Here is a 23174-nt window from a genome sequence, read left to right on the forward strand (position 1 = left end):
GGATTGCACGACGGGGGAGAGCCGCCCGGCAAGGACCGGCACCTAGGAGGACAGATGACGACGGCGACGGAAGAGTTCCGCAGGGCCCGGGACTTCCTGCTGGAACACCGCGACGACTACGCCACCGCCTACGAGGGGTTCCGCTGGCCGCGCCCCGAGCGGTTCAACTGGGCGCTCGACTGGTTCGACGTGATCGCGGACGGCAACGACCGCACCGCGCTGCACCTCGTCGAGGAGGACGGCGAGCAGACCGGGCTGTCCTTCGCCGAACTGGCCCGCCGCTCCGACCAGGCCGCGAACTGGCTGCGCCAGCAGGGCGTACGCGCCGAGGACCGGGTGCTGGTCATGCTCGGCAACCAGGCCGAACTCTGGGAGACCGCGCTGGCCGCGATGAAACTGCGCGCCGTGGTCATCCCCGCCACCCCGCTGCTCGGCCCCGCCGACCTGCGCGACCGCGTCGACCGGGGCCGCGTCCGGCACGTGATCGCCCGCGCCGCCGACACGGCGAAGTTCGACGAGGTGCCCGGCGACTACACCCGGGTCGCGGTCGGCGCGGGAGCGGGCGACGCCTGGCTGCCGTACGAGGACGCCTACGGCGCCGCCGAGCACTTCGCACCCGACGGGCCCACCCTCGCCGACGACCCGCTGATGCTGTACTTCACCTCGGGCACCACCGCCCGGCCCAAGCTCGTCGAGCACACCCACACCACGTACCCCATCGGGCACCTGGCCACCATGTACTGGATCGGGCTGAAACCCGGCGACGTGCACCTGAACATCTCCTCACCCGGCTGGGCCAAGCACGCCTGGTCCAACCTCTTCGCCCCGTGGAACGCCGAGGCGACCGTCTTCCTGCACAACTACGCACGTTTCGACGCCGTCCGGCTGATGGCCGAGATGGACCGCGCCGGCGTCACCACCTTCTGCGCGCCGCCGACCGTGTGGCGCATGCTCATCCAGGCCGACCTCACCCGGCTGCGCACCCCGCCGCGCGAGGTCGTCGCCGCCGGTGAGCCGCTCAACCCCGAGGTCATCGAGCAGATCCGGCGCGCCTGGAACGTGACGATCCGCGACGGCTTCGGCCAGACCGAGACCGCCGTCCAGGTCTCCAACAGCCCGGGCCAGCCCCTCAAGACGGGCTCCATGGGCCGTCCCAGCCCCGGCTACCGCGTCGCGCTCCTCGACCCGGTCTCCGGCGCGCCCGCCGCCGAGGGCGAGATCGCGCTCGACCTGTCCGACCGTCCGGTGGGCCTGATGACCGGCTACCACGGCGACCCCGACCGCACCGCGGAGGCCATGGCCGGCGGCTACTACCGGACGGGCGACATCGGCGCGCGGGACGAAGAGGGATACATCACGTATGTCGGGCGCGCGGACGACGTCTTCAAGGCGAGCGACTACAAGATCAGTCCGTTCGAGCTGGAGAGCGCCCTGCTGGAGCACGAGGCGGTCGCCGAGGCGGCCGTCGTGCCCGCTCCGGACGAGCTGCGCCTGGCCGTGCCCAAGGCGTACATCGTGCTCGCGGAGGACAGGCGGCCCGGCCCGGACACCGCGAAGGAGCTCTTCGAGCACTCCCGCAAGGTGCTCGCCCCCTACAAGCGGATCCGCAGGCTGGAGTTCGGCGAGCTGCCCAAGACCGTCTCCGGCAAGATCCGCCGCATCGAGCTGCGCGAGGCCACGGCGGCGGGTTCCGAGGCCGAGTACCGCGAGGAGGACTTCCGGTGACCTCTTCCCCCGCACCCCCGGGCCGCGGAGCGCATCCGTCGTTCCGCCGTGAGGGAGGAGGCGAGGCCGGGTCCCCCGGGCCAGGGCCACGGAGAGGGCGGTGGCGTCACCGCTGAACTGCGTACCGCGTCATCCGGGGGCGACCCCGGCGGTCAGGGAGACCGGCGTCGGCCGGATGCGAGAAGGCCTCCCACCCTGGACGGCAGGGTGGGAGGCCTTCTTCGTCGAGCGCCGGGCAGGCCTTGCACCTGCATCTCCCCGCAGGAAGCGGGGCGTCTTTCCTTGGACAACCGACGCATCACCCACCACCGGCGAAGCCGGCGGCGTGTACAAGATCGACTCTACCGCATTCGGAGTGGGTGGCGCACATCGCGTACGGTTCCCGCCGGCTCGCCGGGCAGGAGGAGGGCCGTTCGCGATGGCGCGCCCGGCGTCACTCGGGTCGGGCAAAGGGGGCGGGGGCCCGGAGGCGTTGTTCCTCCGTGACGCGGAAGTCGAGTCGGAGCCGCGACTCACGTACACGACCCGGCACGGATCTCCCGATTCGTGACACATCGCCATGCCCCGTACCATTTCAGCGGAGAGTGCAGCGATGTACCACCGTGCCCACCGTTTCCCCCAGTCGGCTGCCCCGCAGCGGGCGCCGGGCCGGAGCCCGTCGGAAACAACGCTGTTCAGCGGCGTCTACGGGCTCGTTCTGGCCAGTGCGCTGGCGGCCGCTCTCGACTCTCCCGGTGAGGTGTCCGACCCCGGGTCGGACGCGCTGTGGGTCCTGCTCACCGCCCTCGCCTCCGCGGCCGCCCACGGCTATGCCCACGTCATCGCGCATCGGATGTCGGCGGACCGCGGCGGTGCCGGGGTCGGGCTGCGCGCGATGCTCGCCGAGTGGCCGGTCGTCGCGGCGGCTGTCCCCACCGTCGTGCTGCTGCTGACCGCGGTGCCCTCTTGGTGGGCGGAGGCCGAGGCGGTGAACACCGCACTGGTGCTCAACACCTTGCTGCTCGCCGGGTGGGGAGTGCGGACCGCGCGCAGCGTGGGCCGTGGATGGGCGGCTTCGCTCCGGGCCGGAACCGTCGACATGCTGATCGGCCTGGTGATCATCGTGGCCAACGCCCTGATCAAGTAGTGGCTACGGCCGCCGACGCCCAGGTCGTCACCGCGGCGGCCGCGGTCCACGGTGCCGTCATGGAGCCGGAGGCCGTACGGCAGTACGGAGCGATCGAAGACGCGGTCTTCGGCAACGTCCGGTGAGGTGCGCGAGACGGAGCCGCGGGAGCGGTGCGCCACCGGCCGGGGGTGGGGCGGTGAGGCGCGGCCGATCCGGTCAGCGCTCCGCTCGTGGTTCGGGCAGGCCGCGGGGCGCCCCTCCCGGCCGGCGGAGCGTGCGGACGCTTCCGCGCATGCACAGGCGCGGCCACCGGTCGAGGCCGTGCTCGCTCTCCTCGGCGCGGATCCGGCGCAGACCGGGCGTGAGCTCGGCCTCGGTCAGCGTACGGAAGCCGAGGCGGGTGTAGTACGGGGCGTTCCACGGGACGTCGGCGAACGTGGTCAGCGTCAGGGCGGTCAGGCCCTCCGCGCCGGCCCGTCGCGCGGCGTGGACGATCAGGGACCGGCCCACGCCGCGGCGTGCGGCGCGTGGGTGGACGGAGACCTGCTCGACATGGAGCGCGGCGTCCACCGGCTCGGCGATCAGGTACGCGGCGGGCCGGTCCCGTGCGTCGGCCGCCACCCAGCAGTACCCCGCCCGACGGTGGTGCTCGAGGGTGTCCAGGGCGGGCGGTTCGTCGTCGGCGATCTCCGTCATGCCCAGAGCGCGGAAGGGGGCGCCGGCGGCCCGTTCGACGTCCTGGAGGGCGGGGAGCTCGTCGGGGGCGGCGGGGCGGATGCGCATGTGCCGAGTATCGGACGGTGGCGGCGGGCGCGCCGCCGGTTTTCCGGGGCCGGTGTTCAGGTCCGGGTGGCGTCCAGGGCGTCGGCCGCGTCGTTCACCGGCTGCGGGGTGTCGGTGAGGTCGAGCAGGAACAGCGGGACGCCGAGGCGGTCGGCGCGGCCCTGGGCGTCCGGGGTGTACCCGGCGAGGGAGGAGCACAGGCACTGGGCGGACTCCGTCATGGCGGTCAGCCACAGGCACTCCACGTCCCGCGGGGTCGCCCGACGCGCGGAGGGGTCGAGGAGGACGACGACACCCCGGCCGGCCAGCCCGATGCCGGACGGGGGGCGCCGGTCGGCGCGGCGGATGTCCTCGTGGCCGAGCTTCCGCAGGTACAGCACGGTGGCGGTGACCGCGTCGCGGGCGCTGTGGATCGGCACGGAACGGAAGGCGGGGCGCGCGGCGGCGCCGGTCTTCCGGGGGCCGGGTGCGGGCGTGGCGCCCGGTCGGGGCGTGTGGTCCGGCGCGGGTGCGGCGTCGGGGACGGGCGGAGTGTCCGGGTCGGCCAGCGGGATTCGCAGGACCGTCCCGCACGGGCAGCCGAGTTCCGGCCGCGGCCACTCGCCGGGCCGTCCGCAGTCCCCGCAGCGCAGGGTGACCCAGTCGTCCTGCCAGACGCGGTGGACGACCGGTGTGGGCGCCGCGTTCCCGTCCAGCGGCAGGGCGACGGGCGCGCCGCACACGCAGGGGTACGACGGCGCCGTATAGCGGTGCGCGCCGCGGCAGGCCGGACAGCGCACGGACACGGACACGCTCTCGGGCATGGCCCCACCACTTCCGTTCCCGGACGACTCGACCTCGGACCGGCGTCCCCATCGTCCTCCCGTGCGCCCGTCCTGTCCGGCGGTTGCCGCTCCCGGACGGCCCTTGTGCCCCCCATGACGCCGTGGTGCCGCTCTCTTGACGGCCTTCGCCCACCCTGCCTACATTCATTCCAGATAGCAGAAAGTATTTTCCGTAATACGGAATGAACGCACCGCAGGGCGCGACGGGAGTGCGAATCCGACAGCCGAAGCAGGAGTACTCCATGGCTCGAATGACCGCTGCCCGCGCGGCAGTCGAAATCCTCAAGCGCGAGGGCGTCACCGACGCGTTCGGTGTCCCCGGCGCGGCGATCAACCCCTTCTACGCGGCGCTCAAGGCATCCGGCGGCATCACCCACACCCTCGCCCGCCATGTCGAGGGCGCCTCGCACATGGCCGAGGGCTACACCCGCGCCCGACCGGGCAACATCGGGGTCTGCGTCGGGACCTCCGGTCCGGCCGGCACCGACATGATCACCGGCCTGTACTCCGCGACCGGCGACTCCATTCCGATCCTGTGCGTCACCGGCCAGGCCCCGACCGCGGTGCTCCACAAGGAGGACTTCCAGGCCGTCGACATCGCCGCCATCGCGAGGCCGGTCACCAAGATGGCGGTGACCGTCCTGGAGGCCGCGCAGGTCCCCGGCGTCTTCCAGCAGGCCTTCCACCTCATGCGCTCCGGCCGGCCGGGCCCGGTCCTCGTCGACCTGCCGATCGACGTGCAGCGGACGGAGATCGAGTTCGACCCCGGGACGTACGAGCCGCTCCCCGTCCACAAGCCCGCCGCGAGCCGCGCCCAGATCGAGAAGGCGCTCGGCATGCTGAACGCCGCCGAGCGCCCCCTGATCGTCGCGGGCGGCGGCGTCCTCAATGCCGACGCAGCCGAACTCCTCGTCCAGTTCGCCGAGTTGACCGGCACACCGGTCGTGCCGACCCTGATGGGCTGGGGCGTCCTGCCCGACGACCACGAACTGAACGCCGGCATGGTCGGCCTGCAGACCTCGCACCGCTACGGCAACGCGACCTTCCTGGAGTCCGACTTCGTCCTCGGCGTCGGCAACCGCTGGGCCAACCGCCACACCGGCAGGCTCGACGTCTACACGGCCGGCCGGACCTTCGTCCACGTCGACATCGACCCCACCCAGATCGGCCGGATCTTCGCCCCCGACTACGGCATCGCCTCCGACGCGCGTGCCGCGCTGGAGCTGTTCGTCGAGGTCGCGAGGGAGCTCAGGGGCGAGGGAGGGCTGCCCGACCGTTCCGCCTGGGCGGCCGCGGCGCAGGAGAAGCGGGCCACGCTCCAGCGCCGTACGCACTTCGACGACGTCCCGATCAAGCCGCAGCGCGTCTACGAGGAGATGAACAGGGCCTTCGGCCCGGAGACGCGGTACGTCTCGACGATCGGCCTCTCGCAGATCGCCGGTGCCCAGATGCTGCACGTCCACCGGCCCCGGCACTGGATCAACTGCGGTCAGGCCGGTCCTCTCGGCTGGACCGTCCCGGCGGCACTGGGCGTGGCCAAGGCCGACCCCGGCGCGCAGGTGGTCGCCCTGTCCGGCGACTACGACTTCCAGTTCATGCTCGAAGAGCTGGCCGTCGGGGCGCAGCACAAGATCCCCTACGTCCATGTCCTGCTCAACAACTCCTACTTGGGCCTCATCCGTCAGGCGCAGCGGGCGTTCGACATCGACTTCCAGGTCAACCTGGAGTTCGAGAACATCAACGCGCCCGAACTGGGCGTCTACGGCGTCGACCACGTACGGGTCGCCGAGGGCCTCGGCTGCAAGGCGATCCGGGTGACCGAACCCGACGGACTGGGACCGGCACTGGAGGAGGCCAAGAAGCTCGCCGCGGAGTTCAGGGTCCCGGTGGTCGTCGAGGCGATCCTGGAGCGCGTCACCGACATCTCCATGTCGACCACCAACGACATAAGCGACGTCGTCGAGTTCGAGGAGATCGCGACGGAGCCGTGGCACGCCCCCACCTCGATCAGGACGCTGAAGGCCTGACGAACGGCTCCTCCTGGGCACGGTGCCCGCCGCCCCCGTGCCGGCGGGCCCCGTGTGCTGGGTGTGTACCCGTCGGCGGGGGTGCTCGAAGCCTTCCGGGTCCGGTTCAGAGCTTGATCTGAGGGTGCCGTGGTCGGTCTACGGCCGCTGTCGTAGAACCGGTGGACGGTACGGTCGTCCGTCCTCGTCGGCGGAGGCGGCACGCGTTCAGGCCTCGTGGTGTTCCGACAGGCCCGGCCAGTCGTCGGGGCCGCCGCCCTGCCACTCGATGAGGTCGGCCTCCTCGACGTCGGTGACATAGAGGTCGGCCAGCCGCAGGATCTCGCCGACGTCGTCGACGTGCGAGGCGACGCCCAGCGTCTCGTCGCCCGAGGTGACCCGCCGCGAGCCGTCCAGGGCCGGGGCATGGACCACGATGTGCGGTTGCTCGGTGGGAGGTGCCATGCCCCCAGACTCCTGCCCGTCGTGCGGATCCGCACCCCGGACGCCGGGGGCGTGACCGTCCGGCGGCGCGAGGCCGGGCGCGACGGTGTGTTCGCGCCGCCGGACGGGGTCGGTGGGCCGGGCTCGGGACCGCGGCGGGTGCGACGGCGCCGGGTGCCCCTCCGCTCAGGTCGAAGGAGGTGCCCCGGCGGCCTTCACCACCGCACTGGCGTGCACGCCGCCGCGGCGCCCTCGCCCGCCCGCGGGAAAGACCCCGCGGGCCGCGCGTACGGCCTCGCCCCCCGTCGGCGGCCGTACGCGGGTCGGACGGTCAGACCCGGGCGCCGGACAGCCGCTCCACCGCGCGCAGCAGCGCGGAGTGGTCCAGGCCGCCGTCGCCCTGCGCGCGCAGGCTCGCGACCAGTTGGGCGACCACCGCGCCGACGGGCAGGGCCGCCCCGACGGTGCGGGCGGCGTCGGTGACGATGCCCATGTCCTTGTGGTGCAGGTCGACGCGGAAGCCGGGCGTGAAGTCACGGGTGAGGAAGTTGTCCTTCTTGCGGGTCAGTACGGTGGAGCCCGCGAGACCGCCGTTCAGGACGTCCAGCGCGGCCGTCAGGTCCACGCCGGACTTCTCCAGGAAGACCACGGCCTCGGCGCACGCCTGGATGTTGACGGCGACGATCAGCTGGTTGGCGGCCTTCACGGTCTGACCGGAGCCGTGCGGTCCGCACCGCACGACCGTCCTGCCGAGTACGTCGAAGAGCGGCTTCGCCCGGTCGAAGTCGGCCTGTTCCCCGCCGACCATGATGGACAGCACCGCCTCGACGGCGCCCGCCTCGCCGCCGGACACCGGGGCGTCGAGCACCCGGATGCCCTTGTCCCCCGCGGCGGCGGCCAGGTCGACCGAGGTCTGCGGGGTGATCGAGGACATGTCGATCAGCAGGGCACCGGGCCGGGCGTTCTCCAGGATGCCGTCGGGTCCGTAGGCGACCGCCTTCACCTGGGGGGACGCGGGCACCATGGTGATGATCACGTCCGCGTCGCGGACCGCCTCGGCGACGGAGGACGCGGCGGTGCCGCCCGCGGCGGCCAACCGGTCCAGCTTCTCCTGCTCCAGGGTGTAGCCGGTGACGTCGTAGCCCGCCTTGACCAGGTTCTCGGACATGGGGGAGCCCATGATGCCGAGGCCGATCCAGGAGACCTTGGGAAGGCCGGTGCTCATGCGGGGTGCCTCTCTTTCGCTCTGCGGTGTCTGAGGGCGTCCACTGCTCAGCGGGGGGCGCGGGCCTCGGCCGGCAGCCAGTCGAAGGCCTCGGCGCTCGGCCGGTCGCCGGGTTTGTACTCCAGGCCGACCCAGCCCGCGTAGCCCGCCTTCCGCAGCCGTCCGAGGAGGTCCGTCAGCGGGAGCGAGCCGGTGCCGGGGGCACCGCGGCCGGGGTCGTCGGCGATCTGCACATGGCCGGTCCGCGCGGCGTACCGCTCGATCACCGCCGGCAGGTCCTCACCGTTCCTGGACAGGTGGTACAGGTCCATCAGGAACCGGGCGTTGCCCAGCCCGGTGGCCGCGTTCACCGCGTCGACGACCCGCACCGCCGCCGTCGCCGACACCAGCGGGTACCGCGGCGACTCGGGCCGGTTCAACGCCTCGACCAACAGGATCGCGCCGATCCGGTGGGCCGCGCGGGCGGCGAGGGCGAGGTTCTCCAGGGCGAGCGCGTCCTGCTCGGCGGGGTCCACGCCGTCGACGCGGTTGCCGTACAGCGCGTTGAGGGCGGTGCAGCCGAGGGACTCGGCGAAGCCCGCGGCGACCTCGACGTTGGCACGGAACCGCTCCGACTCCTCGCCCGGGATCGACAGGGCGCCGCGGTCCGGGCCGGGGAGCTGCCCGGCGTAGAGGTTCAGGCCCGTGAGCCGGACGCCCGCGTCCTCGATCGCCTTCCGCAGACCGTCCAGTTCGGACCGCTCGGGGGTGGGCGAGTCGGCCCAGGGCCACCACAGCTCGACCGCGGTGAAACCGGCCGCGGCGGCGGCCGCGGGGCGCTCCAGGAGCGGGAGTTCGGTGAAGAGGATCGACAGGTTGACGTCGAAGCGCTGCTCTGCGGCGGTACTCCACTCGGCACCTGGCATCGGGCCGTGCTCCCTTCCCTTCGACTTTCATTCCGCATTACGGAATCTTTTTTCTGCTTAATGGAAGATTGCCCGTGGAGCTCGGGGCTGTCAAGAGGGGCCGCGCGCGAGGGTGCGCACCGGCGTCAGGCGTGTCGGCCCGGGGAGCGGGCGATGAACGTCATGGCGGTGGCGCGTGACAAGTGCGGTCACTCCACGGTGACCACGGCTTTGCCGCGGGCGTGGCCCTGCTCCACATGGCGTATGCCCTCGGCCGTGTCGGCCAGGGGTAGGTCCGGTCGACCACGGGGGTGAGCTTGCCGGCCTCGATGAGCGCGGTGACGGTGAGCAGATCCTCCCGGGTCGGCCCGGCCGGGGTGGCCGGGATGATCACGCGGAGCTGCTGCCGGACGAACGCGTCGGCCGCGGTCAGGCGCAGCATGGAGCCCACCGCCCCGAACACGTGGCCGGGCGAGCCGCCGCCGTTGCCCACCAAGGTCCCCGTCGGGGTGAGCGACCGGCGCAGTCGACGCAGCGGGTGGTTGCCCACGTTGTCCAGGATCACGTCGTAGCGCGCACGTCCGTCGGTGAAGTCCTCCCGGGTGTGGTCGACGACGTGCGTGGCACCCAGTGAGCGCACCAGTTCGACGTTGCGGGTGCCGCACACCCCGGTGACCTCCGCGCCCTGGGCCGCGGCGATCCGCACGGCGAACGTGCCCACACCGCCGGCGGCCCCGTTGATCAGCACCCGCTGCCCGGCCTGCACCGAGCCCACGGTCCTGATGCCCCGCAGAGCGGTCACCGCCCCCATCGGCACGGCCGCGGCCTGCTCGAAGGTCAGGCTCGCGGGCTTGGGCACCAGCAGGTCCGGAGTGGTGCGGGCGTACTCGGCGAAGGCGCCCGGACAGAAGCCCAGTACCTCGTCGCCGGGCCGGAGCCCGTGCACGCCGGCGCCGACCGCCTCCACCCGGCCGGACGCGTCGATCCCTGCCACCCGGCACTTCGGCCGGGTCAGCCCCACGGCTCCCATCAGCCGCGACACGAACGGGTCGCCGCGCAGCATGTGCCAGTCGTAGGGGTTGATCGCGGCGGCATGCACCCGCACCAGTACCTCGTCGGCCCCGATCGCGGGCCGGTCGACGTCCGCCAGTCGCAGAATGTCCGGCGGGCCGAACTGCTCTTGCACGATCGCCTTCATCGGCTCTCCCCGTTCTCTCGTGCTCGGCTGCTGCCCGGAGAGGGGGGTGTACGCCGTACACCCCCCTGGGTCAGGATGCTAGGTGTACGGCGTACACCGGTCAATGGACAGAACCAGCCAGAACCAGGGGGAGGGAACAGGCGGGTTCCGGGCGACGCGGTCAAGAGGGCTCAGGCAGGGACAGTCGAGTCCTCACCCGCGGTTCAGGAGACGCCCCGGAGCCGCTCGAGGCCGTCCAGCGTCAGGTCCAGGGCGAACTCGAACTCGAACTGGTCGTCGCAGCCCGGGCCGACGACGGACTCCTCGTCGTGGGCGACCGCCATGGCCAGTTCGGTGAGGTGGGGGTAGCGCGCGGCCATCTCCTCCGGCGGCATCGCGTCCGGATCCGGCTCGCTTCCGGCGGCCTCCTGGAACAGCTCCTGGGAGAAGCCCAGCAGACGGCTTCCCATCACATGCATCGCGTGATGGACCAGGTCGATCGAGAACCCTCCGGCCCGGAAGATCCCGATCATCGAGTCCAGGTACTCCATCACCGCAGGCGTCGGAGCGGTCCGCGCCTTCATGCGCGATTCGATGACCCCGGCCGCCCACGGGTGGCGCAACAGCATGCGGCGGGCCGACAGCACCCGCAGGCGGATGACGGCCTTCCAGTCGGGGCCGGCGGCCGGTGGGTCGATCTCGCCGACGAGGACGTCGACCATGCCGTCCAGCAACTCGTTCTTGTTGGCCACGTGCTTGTACAGCGCCATGGGCACGACTCCGAGCGCCTGTGCGATCTTGCGCATGCTGAGCGCGTCGACCCCGCCCTCGTCGGCCAGGGCGATGGCGGCGCCCAGAACCCGCTCCCTGCTCAGAGGGGCACGGGCCCGCGCGGCGGTGTCGGCCTGCGTGGCCATCTCCACCATCCCCTCTCGTGCGGCAAGCCCCGGAGCCCGCCCCCGTCCCCGACAGGTGCCGGAAACCGGGGAGGGCGGTGCGCGCGCCATGGTAGCTCCCGGCCTCCACGACGAACCCCGGCCGCTGACCCGCATCAGGGCCGTTGGGCCCTCCCCCCGGGCCCCGGTATGGACTGTTCGGCCCTGACCGACCCCGGTACCCGGAAAGGATCATGTGGCAGCGGCCGGGAAGTGCCGCGTCCGCTCCGGTTCGACCCGGCCTCTCCCGGCTCGTCGACGACGTGTACGGACATGAGCGGAAGGGCAGGGCGCCGGCGGTGGACGAGGAGCAGATACGAGAGGTGCAAGAGGTGGAGGCCGCGGAGGGGCACGACGTGGCTTCCGGCGCGGGGGCGCCCGGACATCCCCGGGAGATCGCGCCCGGGACCGCGCGCCCGTCGTGGGTGGAGTGGCTGACGACCACCGACCACAAGAAGATCGGGACGCTCTACCTGGTCTCCGCGTTCGTGTTCTTCGTCGTCGGCGGTGTGATGGCGCTGCTGATGCGGGCGGAGCTGGCCCGGCCCGGACTGCAGATCATGTCGAACGAGCAGTTCAACCAGGCGTTCACGATGCACGGTTCGATCATGCTGCTGATGTTCGCGATGCCGTTGTTCACCGGGTTCGCGAACTGGATCATGCCGTTGCAGATCGGCGCACCGGACGTGGCCTTCCCCCGGCTGAACATGCTCGCCTTCTGGCTGTTCCTCTTCGGTTCGTCGATCGCGGCGAGCGGCTTCCTCACTCCTGACGGCGCCGCCGACTTCGGCTGGTTCCTGTATGCCCCGCTCTCCGACACCGTCTACTCGCCGGGCGTGGGAGCCGACCTGTGGATCATGGGCGTGGCGTTGTCCGGCTTCGGCTCGATCCTGGGCGCGGTCAACTTCATCACCACGATCATCTGCATGCGCGCGCCGGGCATGACCATGTTCCGCCTGCCGATCTTCACCTGGAACGTGCTCCTCACCAGCGTGCTGGTCCTCATGGTGTTCCCGGTCCTGGCGGCGGCGCTGTTCGCCCTGGAGTACGACCGCAGGTTCGGCGGCCACATCTTCGACGCGGCGAACGGCGGGGCGCTGCTGTGGCAGCACCTGTTCTGGTTCTTCGGCCACCCCGAGGTCTACATCCTGGCCCTGCCGTTCTTCGGCATCGTCTCCGAGGTGATCCCGGTCTTCTCCCGCAAGCCGATGTTCGGCTACATGGGGCTGATCGGCGCGACGATCGCCATCGCCGGTCTGTCGTTGACCGTCTGGGCGCACCACATGTACACCACGGGCGGAGTGCTGCTGCCGTTCTTCTCCTTCATGACCTTCCTGATCGCCATCCCCACCGGCGTGAAGTTCTTCAACTGGATCGGCACGATGTGGAAGGGCAGTCTGTCGTTCGAGACGCCCATGCTCTGGACCGCGGGCTTCCTCGTCACGTTCCTCTTCGGCGGACTGACCGGAGTCATCCTGGCCTCGCCGCCGCTGGACTTCCACCTCACCGACTCGTACTTCGTCGTCGCGCACTTCCACTACACGGTCTTCGGCACCGTCGTGTACGCGATGTTCGCCGGATTCCACTTCTGGTGGCCGAAGTTCACCGGCAAGATGCTCGACGAACGGCTCGGGAAGATCACCTTCTGGACGCTCACGGCGGGTTTCCACCTCACCTTCCTGGTCCAGCACTGGCTGGGTGCCGAGGGCATGCCCCGCCGCTACGTGGACTACCTGGCGGCCGACGGCTTCACCGCCCTCAACACCCTGTCGTCGATCGGGTCGTTCCTGCTGGGCATCTCGATCCTGCCCTTCTTCTACAACGTGTGGCGGACGGTCAAGTACGGCGAGAAGGTCGAGGCCGACGACCCCTGGGGCTACGGTCGCTCCCTGGAGTGGGCCACGTCCTGCCCGCCCCCGCGCCACAACTTCACCTCCCTGCCACGCATCCGGTCCGAGTCCCCCGCCTTCGACGTGCACCATCCGGAGATCGCCGCCATGGAGACGGTGGGCTGAGCCGTGTCCCATCCAGTCCTGGCCCTCGGCGCCGCGGCGGTGACCACGGCCGGCTCCGTCTGGTACGTGCCGGCCCTCGTGGATCTGCGCGCGGGGGCCGACCGGCCCGCGTCCCGTCGTGCCGAGGCGGTGGCCTGCCTCAGCGGCTGGAGCACGACAGCCGTCGTCGCCGTACTCCTGCTCGTCACCGGGGGCTGGTGGCTGCCCTGTGCCGCGGCCCTGACGGGTTCGACCGTCACGACCGGCCTCTGGGCCCGTGCCGTCGTCCACCGCCGGCGCGGCGCACGGGAAGCGGCCCGCCTCTGGACACAGGTGCGCCGTCCCGGCCCCGCCCGCACGCCGGAGGGGTGAACGACAGGACCTCCCGAGGCGATGACCTCGCGTCCACCTCACGAGCCACGGTGGGTTCAGGAAGTTCGGGCAGGAGCTTTCCATAGGTGATTCATAGACGCTTCCCGGATGCTGTTCCGGTACTGATCGATCGGATCCGTGTCGACGAGGGAGGCGGTTATGAGCGAGGGAACGCCCCATGAGGGGGACGGCCGCGACAGCGACCAACTGCTGGCGGAACTGGAGGAGGAGATCACCTCCTGGTCGGAACAGGGAGGGGTGAATCTGATGGCGGTCCTGAACGACCAGAGCGTGTCCGACGAGGCGACCGCCAGGAACACGATCTGGGATCTCGTGCAGCAGGACGGCTTCGGGGGAACCGAGCCTGTCGGCCCGTCCTCGGAACTGCTCGACCGGCGGGACCTCGACTCCGGCATCCGGTGGAGCAATCTGGTGGCCACCTACATCGACTCCCTGAGCTGTTCGCTGCTCCCGCACAGCAGTGAGGAGAGCTCCCTGATGTCGTTCCGCCTCGACGAGGGGCACGCGGGAGGTTGCGGCTGACCGTGCTCCGTCAGCAGACGACCGGTCGCCGCCCGCCGTCCGGCGTGCCGGGTGAAGCCGCTCCCCCGCGGCTCTGCTCGCGGGCGAAGAGGCGGACCAGCGGCGTGAGGCGGTAGCGGTGCGGGACCGGACCGGACACCTCCAGCAGGCGGGCGGCGGCCAGCATCTCCAGAGCGTCCTCGGCGTCCTCCTCCAGGCAGCCGAGGACGTTCGCCGCCTCCTGTGAGTCGAAGACGTCGGGGCAGCCGGACGCCAGGACACCCAGGGCCGTGCGCACTGGTCCGGTCACCCGCCGGTGGCCGGAGGACAGCGCCGCCCGGACGTCCAGGTCGCCCTCCCGCAGTTCGTCGAGCCTGTGTTCCTCCGGTTCGAGCCGGGCCGCCGCCGCCGCGAGTCGTTGGCGCGGGTGCGCAGCCAGCCGGGCCGCCACGATCCGCAGGGCGAGCGGCAGCCGGTCGCACAGGTCGACGATGCGGGCGGCCGCGTCGGGCTCGTTCCTGGTCCGTTCGGGCCCCACGATCGCGCTCAGCATCCGGCGGCCCTCCCCGGCGCTCATCGGGCCGAGGGGGACCGGACGCACCCCCGGCAGGGTGGTGAAGGAGTCCCGGCCGGTGATCAGCGTGCGGCAGCCGCCCGTGCCGGGCAGCAGCGGGCGGACCTGGCGGTCGTCCACGGCGTTGTCCAGGAGCACCAGCATCCGGCGGTCGGCGAGCAGACTGCGGTAGAGCTGGCCGCGCTCCTCCGCAGAAGCCGGAAGTTCGTGCTCCGCGACGCCCATGGCCCGCAGGAACCAGCCGAGCACCTCGCCGGGGGAGCTGGGGCGTCCGGACTCTCCGGACAGGTCGGCGTGAAGCTGCCCGTCCGGGAAGCTCTGCCGTGCCCGGTGCGCGGCGTGCACGGCCAGGGCTGATGTGCCGGTACCCGCGGCGCCCGTCACCACGACGGGGGAGGGCCCTGCTCGGCGCAGCTCGGCCATGATGCCGGCCAGCTCCCGGCGGCGACCGGAGAAGTCCGCGACATCGGCGGGCAGCATCGCGGGCACGACACCGCTCCAGGCGCCACGGTCGCGCACCCGCGCCACCGCGGAGCGGCGGGGCCCACCGTCCGGCAGGGCGAGCGCCGCGCCGGAGATTTCCGCTTCCCCGCGCGCGACGGACCGCGCGAGCGTGCCCGTCAGCACGGCCTGCCGGATGTCACGCAGGGCCTGGCCCGGGTCCACCCCCAGCTCGTCACGGAGCATCCGTCGGCCGCGCTCGTACACCGCGAGGGCCTCCGCCTGCCGACCGCACCGGTGCAGAGCGGTCATGAGCTGGCCGAGCAGCCGCTCGCGCAGGGGGTTCTCCATCACGAGCCGCATCAGCTGCGGAACCGCCGTGTCGTGGAGTCCCAGGGCCAGTTCGGCTTCGATCCGGTCTTCCCGCGCGGAGAGGAGGGCCTCGTCCAGCAAGGGCCGTTGGCGTTCCCTGAGGTAGACGGTGACATCGGAGAGAACCGGCCCGCGCCGTAGCGCGAGCGCCTGCCCGAGACGGTCGGCGGCCGCGGTGTAGCGGCCCGCCGTCAGGTCCGCGCGACCGCGGTCCACCAGGCTCTCGAAAGCCGTCCAGTCGAGGAAGGCGCCCCGTGTGTCCAGTCGGTAGGCGTGGGCGTGCCGCTCCAGGTGGACGCCGGTACCCAGGCACTTCCTGAGCTGGGAGATGTAGGTGTAGAGCTGGGCCGTCGCCGTGGCGGGCGGTTCGCACCCCCACAGCAGGGCCTTGAGCCGGTCGTCGGAGAGCGGACGGCCCCCGGCGAGCAGCATCGCCGCGAGGACCGTGCGCTGCTTCGCTCCGCCGAGGGTGACCGTCCGTCCGCCGGTCTCGGCCTCGACCGACCCGAGTACGCGGAACACGGACGGCTCGAAGCCGTTCACACCCGCCGGTCTTTGTCCTCGCGGCCCGGCGGCCGGGCGCGGTTGCGTGGCGGGTGGCCGGACGCGGCCGGTTCCCGCGGATCCGGGTCGGACGAAGTCGCGCACGGTGTCGCTGTACCCCGGCATGTTCGGTCTCCAGAAGGTGGTTCAGCCCATGCGGTGGGCCACGAAGTCGCAGAGCGAGCCGAGGACCCTGCGCGCCGGGGTCGGCGGCAGGGCTGCGAGGGCGGTACGGGCCAGGGCCAGGCGATCGTCCATCATGGCCCCGGCCGTGGCGAGCGTGGGGGAGTCCCGCAGGAGTTCCAACGCCCGGCGGTGCGGGTGCGTCCCGGCGGCCGGCCCGGCGGCGAGCAGGGCACGCAGCTCACCGTCGCCCGGTTCGTCGCCGAACAGGGCGAGCAGCACAGGGAGACTGAGCACCCCGGCTTCCACGTCCCTTCCCGGTTCCTTGCCCGATGAGGAGGCGGACGCACCGATGTCGAGGAGGTCGTCGGATATCTGGAAGGCGAGGCCCAGTTGCTCGCCGTACTCGACGAGAACGTCGACGTACGCGTCGGACGCGCCCGCCTGCAGGGCACCGAGCCGCAGCGACAGGGCGATCAGGGACGCGGACTTGCCGGCCGTCACCTGGAAGTAGTGGTCCAGGGGAGCGGTCCCGGAATCCGGACCGAGCAGCTCCAGCATCTGGCCCTGCACCAGCCGGTCGGCGGTCACCGAGTTCATCCGCACCGCGTGCGGCCCGAGTTCGCAGGCCAGCTGGGCGGCCTGGGCGAGGAGCCAGTCCCCGGCGAACACCGCGCGGCGGTTCCCCCAGCGGGCGTTGGCGCTGGGGGAACCGTGCCGTGTGTCGGCGTTGTCGATGACGTCGTCGTGGTAGAGGGAGGAGACGTGGACCAGTTCGGCCAGGACGGCCGCGTCGACGACCCCCTCGCTCTCCGCGTTCCCGAACTCTGCACCCAGCAGGACCAGAAGGGGCCGAAGCCGCTTTCCGCCGGTGGCCACGAGATGCCCGACGAGCGGGGTGACACGGGGGTCGGCGCTACGGGCGATGCGCTCCTGAAGGCGCTGTTCGACGCTCTGTAGACGCTCGGCCAGCCGGTCCCGCAGTGCCGGTTCGTCGGCGGCGAGCCCGGACACGAGAGAACTGCGCTCCGGGGCGCTCAACATGTTCATCCGGGCTCCTGAAGGTATGAGGCACGGAATCTTCCGGCCGGACACTACGGACGGCCGCCGCGAGAGGCCGGCTCCGGGCAGCCGGATGCCCTTCCGCCGCCGCGGCAGGGTCGGACGGCCGGGCGGTGGACGGCGTCCGCGGCGGGTCGCGCTGCGGACGCCAGGACTGTCGCACCGGGTAGCGCTGCGGACGCCAGGACTGTCGCACCGGGCCCGGAGCGCGGGCAACGGTCCTGGCAGGTTCTTGCCGCATTGGCGGCTCGTCGTGGTCCATGGCGGAACCCGCGGCCAGACTGCGGGAGAACCGGCGACCCCATGCTTCGGCCCCGGTACCCCCAGCCCCGGAAGCACCAAGGAGCACCATGTTCGGACGGATAGGGCGGTTCGCCGTCAACCGGCCTTGGCTGACGATCATCGCCTGGCTCATCGCGACCGTCGCCGCGGTCGCGCTCGCGCCGCAGCTGAAGAGCACCAACGACCAGGCGGATTTCCTGCCGTCCCACTACGAGTCGGTACGTGTCACGAAGCTGCAGCAGCGCGCGTTCCCGACAGCGGAGCAGCCCTCCGCCATCGCGGTGTTCCAGCGCGCCGACCGGGGCAAGCTCTCGGCGGACGACCTGGCGGAGGTGACCCGGATCGCCGGGGCGCTGCAGGCCGAGGGCTACGACAAGGTGAAGTCGGTCCTGGCAAGCCCCGAGACGGTCTCGCCCAACGGCAAGGTGGCGCTGGCGAGCGTCTTCGCCACGACGAAGAACTACTACGACCAGGAGCTCCTCGAGTCGGTGAAGCAGCTCCGGGCGGACGCCAAGCCGCTGCTCGCGGACACCGGCCTGAGCATGGGGGTGACCGGGCCGACCGCCAGCGGGCTGGACACCCTCGAGTCCTCCGGCGACACCGACGCGATGATCATGATGGCGACCCTGGTGCTGATCGTGTCGCTGCTGCTGTTGATCTTCCGTAGTCCGCTCATCGCCCTGCTGCCGGTCCTGCTGATCCTCCTGGTGTTCGTGGTGGCCACCGGGCTGATCGCCACCGCCGCCGAACTCGGCGGGCTCCAGGCCGACAGCTCGGTCTCCGCCATCCTCATCGTGGTGCTGTTCGGCGTCGGTACCGACTACATCCTGTTCCTGCTCTTCCGGTACCGCGAGCAGCTGCGGGAGGGGCAGGCGCCCAAGCAGGCCATGATCGACGCGGTGGCCCGGGTCGGCGAGACCATCGCCTCCGCGGCCGCCGCGGTCATCGTCGCCTTCCTCGCTCTGGTGCTCTCCACCATGGGCATGCTGCGCGCCATGGGCCCGTCGCTGGCCATCGCCGTGGCCGTCACCCTACTGGCCTCCCTCACCCTCGTACCCGCCGTTTTCTCGCTGCTGGGCGCCAAGGCGTTCTGGCCCTCCAAGGCGTGGAAGAAGCAGCCCAGGAACGCCCTCACCGGCCGGCTCGGCACCCTCGTCTCCCGGCGGCCCCGCCTCCTCGCGGGACTCTCCGGCGGCCTGCTGGCCGTCATGAGCGTGGCCGCCTTCGGCTTCAGCGCCGAGTTCGACAGCGAGAGCTCGCTGCCGCAGAACCTGGAGTCCGTACAGGCGTCCGAGGACCTCAGACTCGGCTTCTCCGCCGGACAGACCGATCCCTCCCTGGTGCTCGTCGCCTCCAAGGACGGCTCCCGGATCGACCCGGCCGGCCTGGAGAAGTTCCGTGAAAAGCTCTCCGGGGTCGAGGGCGTCGGCGACATCTCGCCGGCCATGCTCGGCACCGCGGGGGACGTGGCGCAGTTCAGTGTCGTCCTGGACTTCCGCCCCGCCGAGGAGGCGGCCATCGACCTGGTCTCCGGAGACCTGCGCGACACCGCGCACCGGGTGGCGCCCGAGGGCACCGAGGCGCTCGTCGGCGGCACCAGCGCGGTCCTCGCGGACATCCGCACCGCCGTCAACCACGACTACTCGCTGGTCTTCCCGATCGCCGGCATCGCCATCATGGTGATCCTCGGACTCCTGCTGCGCAGCGCCGTCGCGCCCTGGTACCTGATCGTGGCCGTGGGCCTCGGGTTCGGTGCCACCCTCGGCTCGACCGTCCTGGTCTTCCAGCAGATCAAGGGCGAGAGCGGGCTTATGTTCGCGCTGCCCGTGTTCGTCTACCTCTTCGTGGTGGCGATCGGTACCGACTACAACATCCTCATGGTGGCCCGCCTCCGCGAGGAGATCGCCCGGGGCAGGACCCAGCAGGAGGCCGTCCGGCTCGCCGTGACCCACTCGGCGCCCACCATCGGGGCCGCCGCCGTCATCCTGGCCGGCACCTTCGGCGTCCTGATGCTGGCCGCCGACAGCATGCTCCAGCAGCTGGGCTTCGCGGTGTCGTTCGGCATCCTGATCGCCGCCTTCGCGATGGCGCTCGTCCTGGTACCTGCGGTCACCTCGCTGTTCGGTGAACGGGCCTGGTGGCCGGGGCGCGACCGTCAGGGGCCGGCGGAAAGCGACGACGTCGTGCCGGTGTCGGTGCCCGAGCCGGCCACGAGGTGAGCTCCTCACGTCGACCGCGTTCGTCATCGTCCTGACTGCTGCGGGCACCATCGCCCTCGGTCTGGTGATACTCGGTTTCGGGGCGCGCGGACTGCTCGGTCTGCGGATCGGCGTGCCGCGTTCCCCGCTCACCGGATGCACCGGGCTGCTCACCATCGGACTGGTGAGTTCCGCGATGGGGCCCGCCGCGGCGGGCACCGTGCTGGTGACCGTCCAGGTGAGCAGCGCCCTGCCGGTCGCCATGATGTTCCTGGCCCTGTCCGAGGCGGTGGTGCCCAGTGGGTCGGCCGGCGGCATCGTCCGCCGGCCCCGCTCAGTGAAGCGCCGGGTGGCGCACCCGGCGCTTCACTGAGCTCAGCAGGATCGCCCTCCGGCACGGGCTGGGCCGCCTCCCGCAGCTGTCCGGCCTGACCCGCCCGGCGACGGGCGCCACCCGGACGGAGCACGCCCGCGCCCTGCGGATGGCCCTGGAGGAGGCGGGCACCACCTTCGTCAAACTCGGCCAGGTGCTCTCCACCCGCTACGACCTGCTGCCCGTCGAGTTCATCGAAGAACTGAGCCTGCTCCAGTGCGCGGCGGCCGCCGCGCACTGGGACGACATCGAACAGGCGCTCACCGAGGACCTCGGAGCCCCACCGGGCGAGGTGTTCGCCGAGTTCGACACCGTGCCGCCGGCGGCCGGTTCCGTCGCCCAGGTGCACCGGGCACGGCTGCGGGACGGTCGGGCGGTCGCCGCCAAGGTGCAGCGCCCCCGGGCTCGCCAGGTGGTGGAACGCGACCTGGACATCCTCCTGCGGATCGCCCGGAGGACCGGCGAACGCACCGTGTGGGGCCACTCCGTCGGAGTCACCGGACTGGTCCGGGGCTTCGCCGCCTCCCTCCGGGAGGAACTCGACTTCCGCACCGAGGCCCGCAACACCCGGGAGGTCGCCGCCGCGCGGGAGGCCGGGACCGGCCGGCACCCGTCGGAAGATCCGGACCCATGCCCAGCAGTGAAGATCCCCGCCGTCCACGGCGGTCTGACCACCGCCCGTGTGCTGGTGGTGGAGTGGCTGGACGGGGTGACGCTCGACAAGGCCGCCGAGTCCGCCGACGCACGCGGGATCGACCGGACGGCACTCGCCGGAGCCCTGCTGGACTGTGTCCTCGCACAGATCATGACCGACGGCGTCTTCCACGCCGATCCGCACCTGGGCAACCTCATGCTGCTGGACGACGGACGACGGACGACGGACGACTGGGACTGCTGGACTTCGGATGTGCCGGCCGTCTCGACCGGGTGCTGCGTTCGACGTTGCGCGACCTGCTGGTCGCGATCCACCGCAACGGCCGGCAGGCCCTCTGCGACGCGCTGCTGGAACTGGTGGAGCACCGGCCGGAACCGGTCGACGAGAACCGGCTGGCCCGTGACCTGAGCCGGTTCATGGCCCGGCACCTGGTTCCGGGGACCCGGCCGGACCGGGACATGTTCGCCGCGCTGTTCCTGCTGATGACCAGGTACGGGCTCGTCGTGCCCGGCGAGATCGCCGCAGTGTTCCGTTCCCTGTCGACACTGGAGGTGTCCCTGGACCAACTGGTGCCCGGCTACGACATCATCGCCGAGGCCCGCCGGTTCGCGGCCTTCGAGGTCCGGCGGAAGCCGGCCCCGGGGAGCCTCGGACGGACGGGTTTCGGCAGGGCCCGGCTGCGGCCGGGGCCGGTGTCAGCGCAGACGGGACGCCAGGTCGGCGACGAGCTCGTCCCTGCGTGGCGCCAGGTAGAAGTGGTCGCCTTCCAGCACCTTGAGCTCGAAGCCCTTCGGGGCGACGTCGGCCCAGGCGGCCACCTCTTCCACGGTGACGTTGGGATCGCGGTTTCCTGTGTAACCGATGACCGGGCAGCGCACGGGCACGGCGGGCCGGGGGCCCTTCTCCGCATACCGCCCGACGACGGTGAAGTCGGCCAGGAGCGCCGGCAACACGAGTTCCCGCAGGTCGAGGTCCTCCAGCAGCGCGGCGTCGGTACCGCCCAGCTTGCGGACCTCGGCGAGGACGGACTCGGCGCCGCCCAGGTGCGCGGTGCGCGGCCGCTGCCCGTGAGGGGGCTGCTGGCCGGAGACGAGGAGAATGCTCGGGCAGAAGCCGTGCCTGCGCTCCAGGCGGACCGCCACCTCGTAGGCGAGCGAGGCTCCCATGCTGTGGCCGAAGAGTGCCAGCGGCTTGTCAAGGAGGGGCAGAACGGCGGCGGTCACCCCGTCGGCCAGCTCCTCCATGCTCTCGAGGCAGGGCTCGGCGATCCGCTCCTGGCGCCCCGGGTAACGGGTCGCCAGCACCTCGACGTCGTCGCCGAAGGCGTTTCCCCAGGAGTGGTAGGAACTCGCCGAACCGCCGGCGTGCGGCAGGCAGAGCAGTCGCATACGGGTCGAGGAGAACGGGGGGTAGCGCCGGAACCACGTCGCGTCGCTCCGGGGGGTGTGCTTCAGGGTGTTCATGGCATCGGGCTTCTCGTATCGGGGAGTTCGGTCCGGGGCGGCGGGGATGTCATACGGCGGCGAGGCTCTCCAGGGCGCCGGGGTTGTCCACGGTGACCACCTCGACGTCGGGGTCGATCCGGTGGATCAGATTCGTCAGTACCCGCCCCGGGCCCAGCTCGACGATCCGTCGGCAGCCGAGCTGTCCGGTCAGGGTCCGCACGCTCTCCTCCCAGCGCACCGGGGAGACCAGCTGGCGCACGGCCAGCTCCGGCCAGTTGCCGTCGCCTGTGTACGGCTGCGCGTCCACGTTGGCGACCACGGGGAGGTGCCCCGGGGCGAACCGCACGTCCCGCAGGGTCCGGGCCAGCCGCTCGGCCGCAGGCGCCATGAAGGGGCTGTGGAAGGCGCCGCCCACGGAGAGGCGGATGAGTTTGGCCCCGACGCCCGGAGCCAGTTCCGCCGCCCTCCCGACGCCGTCCGCGGAGCCGGAGAGTCCTGTCTGGCCGGGGGCGTTGACATTGGCCACCCATACGTCGAGCCCCTCGGCCCGCACCTCGGCGGCCAGTACCTCGGCTTCCGGGAGTCCGGTCCCGACGAGCACACCCATGGTGCCCGGACGGAGTCGCTCGACGTCCCGCATGGCCTGCCCCCGGTCCGTCACCAGGGCGACGGCGTCCGGCAGCGTGAGCACTCCGGCCGCCGTCAGCGCCGCGTACTCTCCCAAGCTGTGCCCGGCGCACGCCACGGCGCCGTCCAGTGCCCCGCACCGTGCCGCCTCCGCGTGGGCCATCAGGGCCACCGTGAAGACCGAGAGCTGAGCCAGGTCGGTGCGGCGCAGCACGTCGGTCGGGGTCCGCAACAGCAGTTCCTCGACGTCCTCGCCGCAGTGCCGGGAAACCTCACCGGCCAGGCTCCAGGCGGGGGTGTCCCGCCAGGGTTCACCCATGCCTTGACGTTGCGTCCCCTGTCCGGGAAACACCAGACCGATCGGCGTCGGGGTCAACTTTCCACACCTTTCAGGCGGCACATGGACAGAGACGGGGCCTGCATCCGGCCGTTGGTCTCGGATGACGGGCCCCGCCCCCGGTTTGCCGCGGACCGAGGAGT

Annotated in this window: 20 protein-coding genes and 1 pseudogene; 10 read left to right on the forward strand and 11 right to left on the reverse strand. The window is 71.8% G+C overall.

The features are described 5' to 3' along the window. Nucleotides 1–54 precede the first annotated feature (54 nt). From JL475_RS16985 to JL475_RS41215, 3 genes are all read left to right on the forward strand, one after another. Nucleotides 55–1725: an AMP-binding protein gene (locus tag JL475_RS16985; protein ID WP_202278559.1), complete on the forward strand. Its 1671-nt coding sequence runs from the start codon at nucleotides 55–57 to the stop codon at nucleotides 1723–1725. Between the two features lie 592 nt (nucleotides 1726–2317). Next, the gene (locus JL475_RS16990) at nucleotides 2318–2851 is read left to right on the forward strand and encodes a hypothetical protein (RefSeq protein WP_202278560.1); all 534 of its coding nucleotides are present in this window, start codon (nucleotides 2318–2320) and stop codon (nucleotides 2849–2851) included. Further along, nucleotides 2851–2976: a hypothetical protein gene (locus tag JL475_RS41215; protein WP_272932936.1), complete on the forward strand. Its 126-nt coding sequence runs from the start codon at nucleotides 2851–2853 to the stop codon at nucleotides 2974–2976. Before JL475_RS16990 ends, JL475_RS41215 begins: the two co-directional genes overlap by 1 nt. A gap of 73 nt (nucleotides 2977–3049) precedes the next feature. Here JL475_RS41215 and JL475_RS16995 read toward each other — a convergent pair whose 3' ends face one another. Together JL475_RS16995 and JL475_RS17000 are read right to left on the reverse strand one after the other, a co-directional pair. After that, entirely contained in the window at nucleotides 3050–3616 is a 567-nt protein-coding gene (locus tag JL475_RS16995) for a GNAT family N-acetyltransferase (protein ID WP_202278561.1), read from the reverse strand. 56 nt (nucleotides 3617–3672) lie between these two features. Further along, the gene (locus JL475_RS17000; RefSeq protein ID WP_202278562.1) at nucleotides 3673–4419 is read right to left on the reverse strand and encodes a hypothetical protein; all 747 of its coding nucleotides are present in this window, start codon (nucleotides 4417–4419) and stop codon (nucleotides 3673–3675) included. A gap of 263 nt (nucleotides 4420–4682) precedes the next feature. On the opposite strand from JL475_RS17000, the gene gcl reads away from it, so the two are divergent. Then, on the forward strand, nucleotides 4683–6467 hold the full coding sequence (gene gcl / locus JL475_RS17005) for a glyoxylate carboligase (RefSeq protein ID WP_202278563.1): 1785 nt from the start codon (nucleotides 4683–4685) through the stop codon (nucleotides 6465–6467). A gap of 207 nt (nucleotides 6468–6674) precedes the next feature. Here gcl and JL475_RS17010 read toward each other — a convergent pair whose 3' ends face one another. The 5 genes and pseudogenes from JL475_RS17010 to JL475_RS17030 form a co-directional block, all read right to left on the reverse strand. Beyond that, nucleotides 6675–6911, reverse strand: coding sequence for a hypothetical protein (locus tag JL475_RS17010; RefSeq protein ID WP_109378915.1), 237 nt, complete (start codon nucleotides 6909–6911; stop codon nucleotides 6675–6677). A gap of 310 nt (nucleotides 6912–7221) precedes the next feature. Continuing rightward, a complete protein-coding gene (locus JL475_RS17015; RefSeq protein ID WP_202278564.1) occupies nucleotides 7222–8115 on the reverse strand; it encodes a 2-hydroxy-3-oxopropionate reductase in 894 nt (297 codons plus the stop codon). Between the two features lie 47 nt (nucleotides 8116–8162). Continuing rightward, complete coding sequence (locus JL475_RS17020; protein WP_202278565.1) at nucleotides 8163–9020, reverse strand: TIM barrel protein; 858 nt, start codon at nucleotides 9018–9020, stop codon at nucleotides 8163–8165. Between the two features lie 188 nt (nucleotides 9021–9208). Further along, nucleotides 9209–10197, reverse strand: a pseudogene (locus tag JL475_RS17025) (NAD(P)-dependent alcohol dehydrogenase). A 203-nt stretch (nucleotides 10198–10400) separates the two neighbouring features. Continuing rightward, a complete protein-coding gene (locus JL475_RS17030; protein ID WP_202278566.1) occupies nucleotides 10401–11102 on the reverse strand; it encodes a TetR/AcrR family transcriptional regulator C-terminal domain-containing protein in 702 nt (233 codons plus the stop codon). 203 nt (nucleotides 11103–11305) lie between these two features. Here JL475_RS17030 and ctaD point away from each other — a divergent pair, with 203 nt between their 5' ends. The 3 genes from ctaD to JL475_RS17045 all read left to right on the forward strand — a co-directional run bounded on the left by ctaD (nucleotide 11306) and on the right by JL475_RS17045 (nucleotide 14020). Continuing rightward, nucleotides 11306–13126 (forward strand): cytochrome c oxidase subunit I, encoded by a 1821-nt coding sequence (gene ctaD, locus JL475_RS17035; RefSeq protein WP_237407370.1) that lies wholly within the window; start codon nucleotides 11306–11308, stop codon nucleotides 13124–13126. A 3-nt stretch (nucleotides 13127–13129) separates the two neighbouring features. Then, nucleotides 13130–13477, forward strand: coding sequence for a hypothetical protein (locus JL475_RS40040; RefSeq protein WP_307825069.1), 348 nt, complete (start codon nucleotides 13130–13132; stop codon nucleotides 13475–13477). 159 nt (nucleotides 13478–13636) lie between these two features. Next, nucleotides 13637–14020 (forward strand): DUF6269 family protein, encoded by a 384-nt coding sequence (locus JL475_RS17045; RefSeq protein ID WP_202278567.1) that lies wholly within the window; start codon nucleotides 13637–13639, stop codon nucleotides 14018–14020. Nucleotides 14021–14030: 10 nt separating this feature from the next. Here the strand turns inward: JL475_RS17045 and JL475_RS17050 are convergent, their stop codons facing one another. Beyond that, nucleotides 14031–15929, reverse strand: coding sequence for a BTAD domain-containing putative transcriptional regulator (locus JL475_RS17050; RefSeq protein WP_307825070.1), 1899 nt, complete (start codon nucleotides 15927–15929; stop codon nucleotides 14031–14033). A 147-nt stretch (nucleotides 15930–16076) separates the two neighbouring features. Beyond that, nucleotides 16077–17102, reverse strand: coding sequence for a polyprenyl synthetase family protein (locus JL475_RS17055; RefSeq protein ID WP_202278569.1), 1026 nt, complete (start codon nucleotides 17100–17102; stop codon nucleotides 16077–16079). A gap of 362 nt (nucleotides 17103–17464) precedes the next feature. Between JL475_RS17055 and JL475_RS17060 the strand changes: the two genes are divergently transcribed. The 3 genes from JL475_RS17060 (at nucleotide 17465) to JL475_RS40050 (ending at nucleotide 21030) form a co-directional block, all read left to right on the forward strand. After that, entirely contained in the window at nucleotides 17465–19615 is a 2151-nt protein-coding gene (locus JL475_RS17060) for an MMPL family transporter (protein WP_202278570.1), read from the forward strand. A gap of 64 nt (nucleotides 19616–19679) precedes the next feature. Continuing rightward, nucleotides 19680–19967: a hypothetical protein gene (locus tag JL475_RS40045; protein WP_237407372.1), complete on the forward strand. Its 288-nt coding sequence runs from the start codon at nucleotides 19680–19682 to the stop codon at nucleotides 19965–19967. 109 nt (nucleotides 19968–20076) lie between these two features. Continuing rightward, on the forward strand, nucleotides 20077–21030 hold the full coding sequence (locus JL475_RS40050) for an AarF/ABC1/UbiB kinase family protein (RefSeq protein ID WP_237407374.1): 954 nt from the start codon (nucleotides 20077–20079) through the stop codon (nucleotides 21028–21030). A 287-nt stretch (nucleotides 21031–21317) separates the two neighbouring features. Here JL475_RS40050 and JL475_RS17070 read toward each other — a convergent pair whose 3' ends face one another. Both JL475_RS17070 and JL475_RS17075 read right to left on the reverse strand, forming a co-directional pair. Next, nucleotides 21318–22085, reverse strand: a complete 768-nt coding sequence (locus JL475_RS17070) for a thioesterase II family protein (RefSeq protein ID WP_202278626.1) — start codon at nucleotides 22083–22085, stop codon at nucleotides 21318–21320. Nucleotides 22086–22134: 49 nt separating this feature from the next. After that, nucleotides 22135–23070 carry an ACP S-malonyltransferase gene (locus JL475_RS17075; protein WP_202278571.1) on the reverse strand — a complete coding sequence of 312 codons (936 nt, stop codon included), beginning with the start codon at nucleotides 23068–23070 and terminating at the stop codon, nucleotides 22135–22137. Nucleotides 23071–23174 lie beyond the last annotated feature (104 nt).

Origin of the sequence: Streptomyces sp. M2CJ-2 (assembly GCF_016757295.1) — a bacterium.
GTDB lineage: Bacteria > Actinomycetota > Actinomycetes > Streptomycetales > Streptomycetaceae > Streptomyces.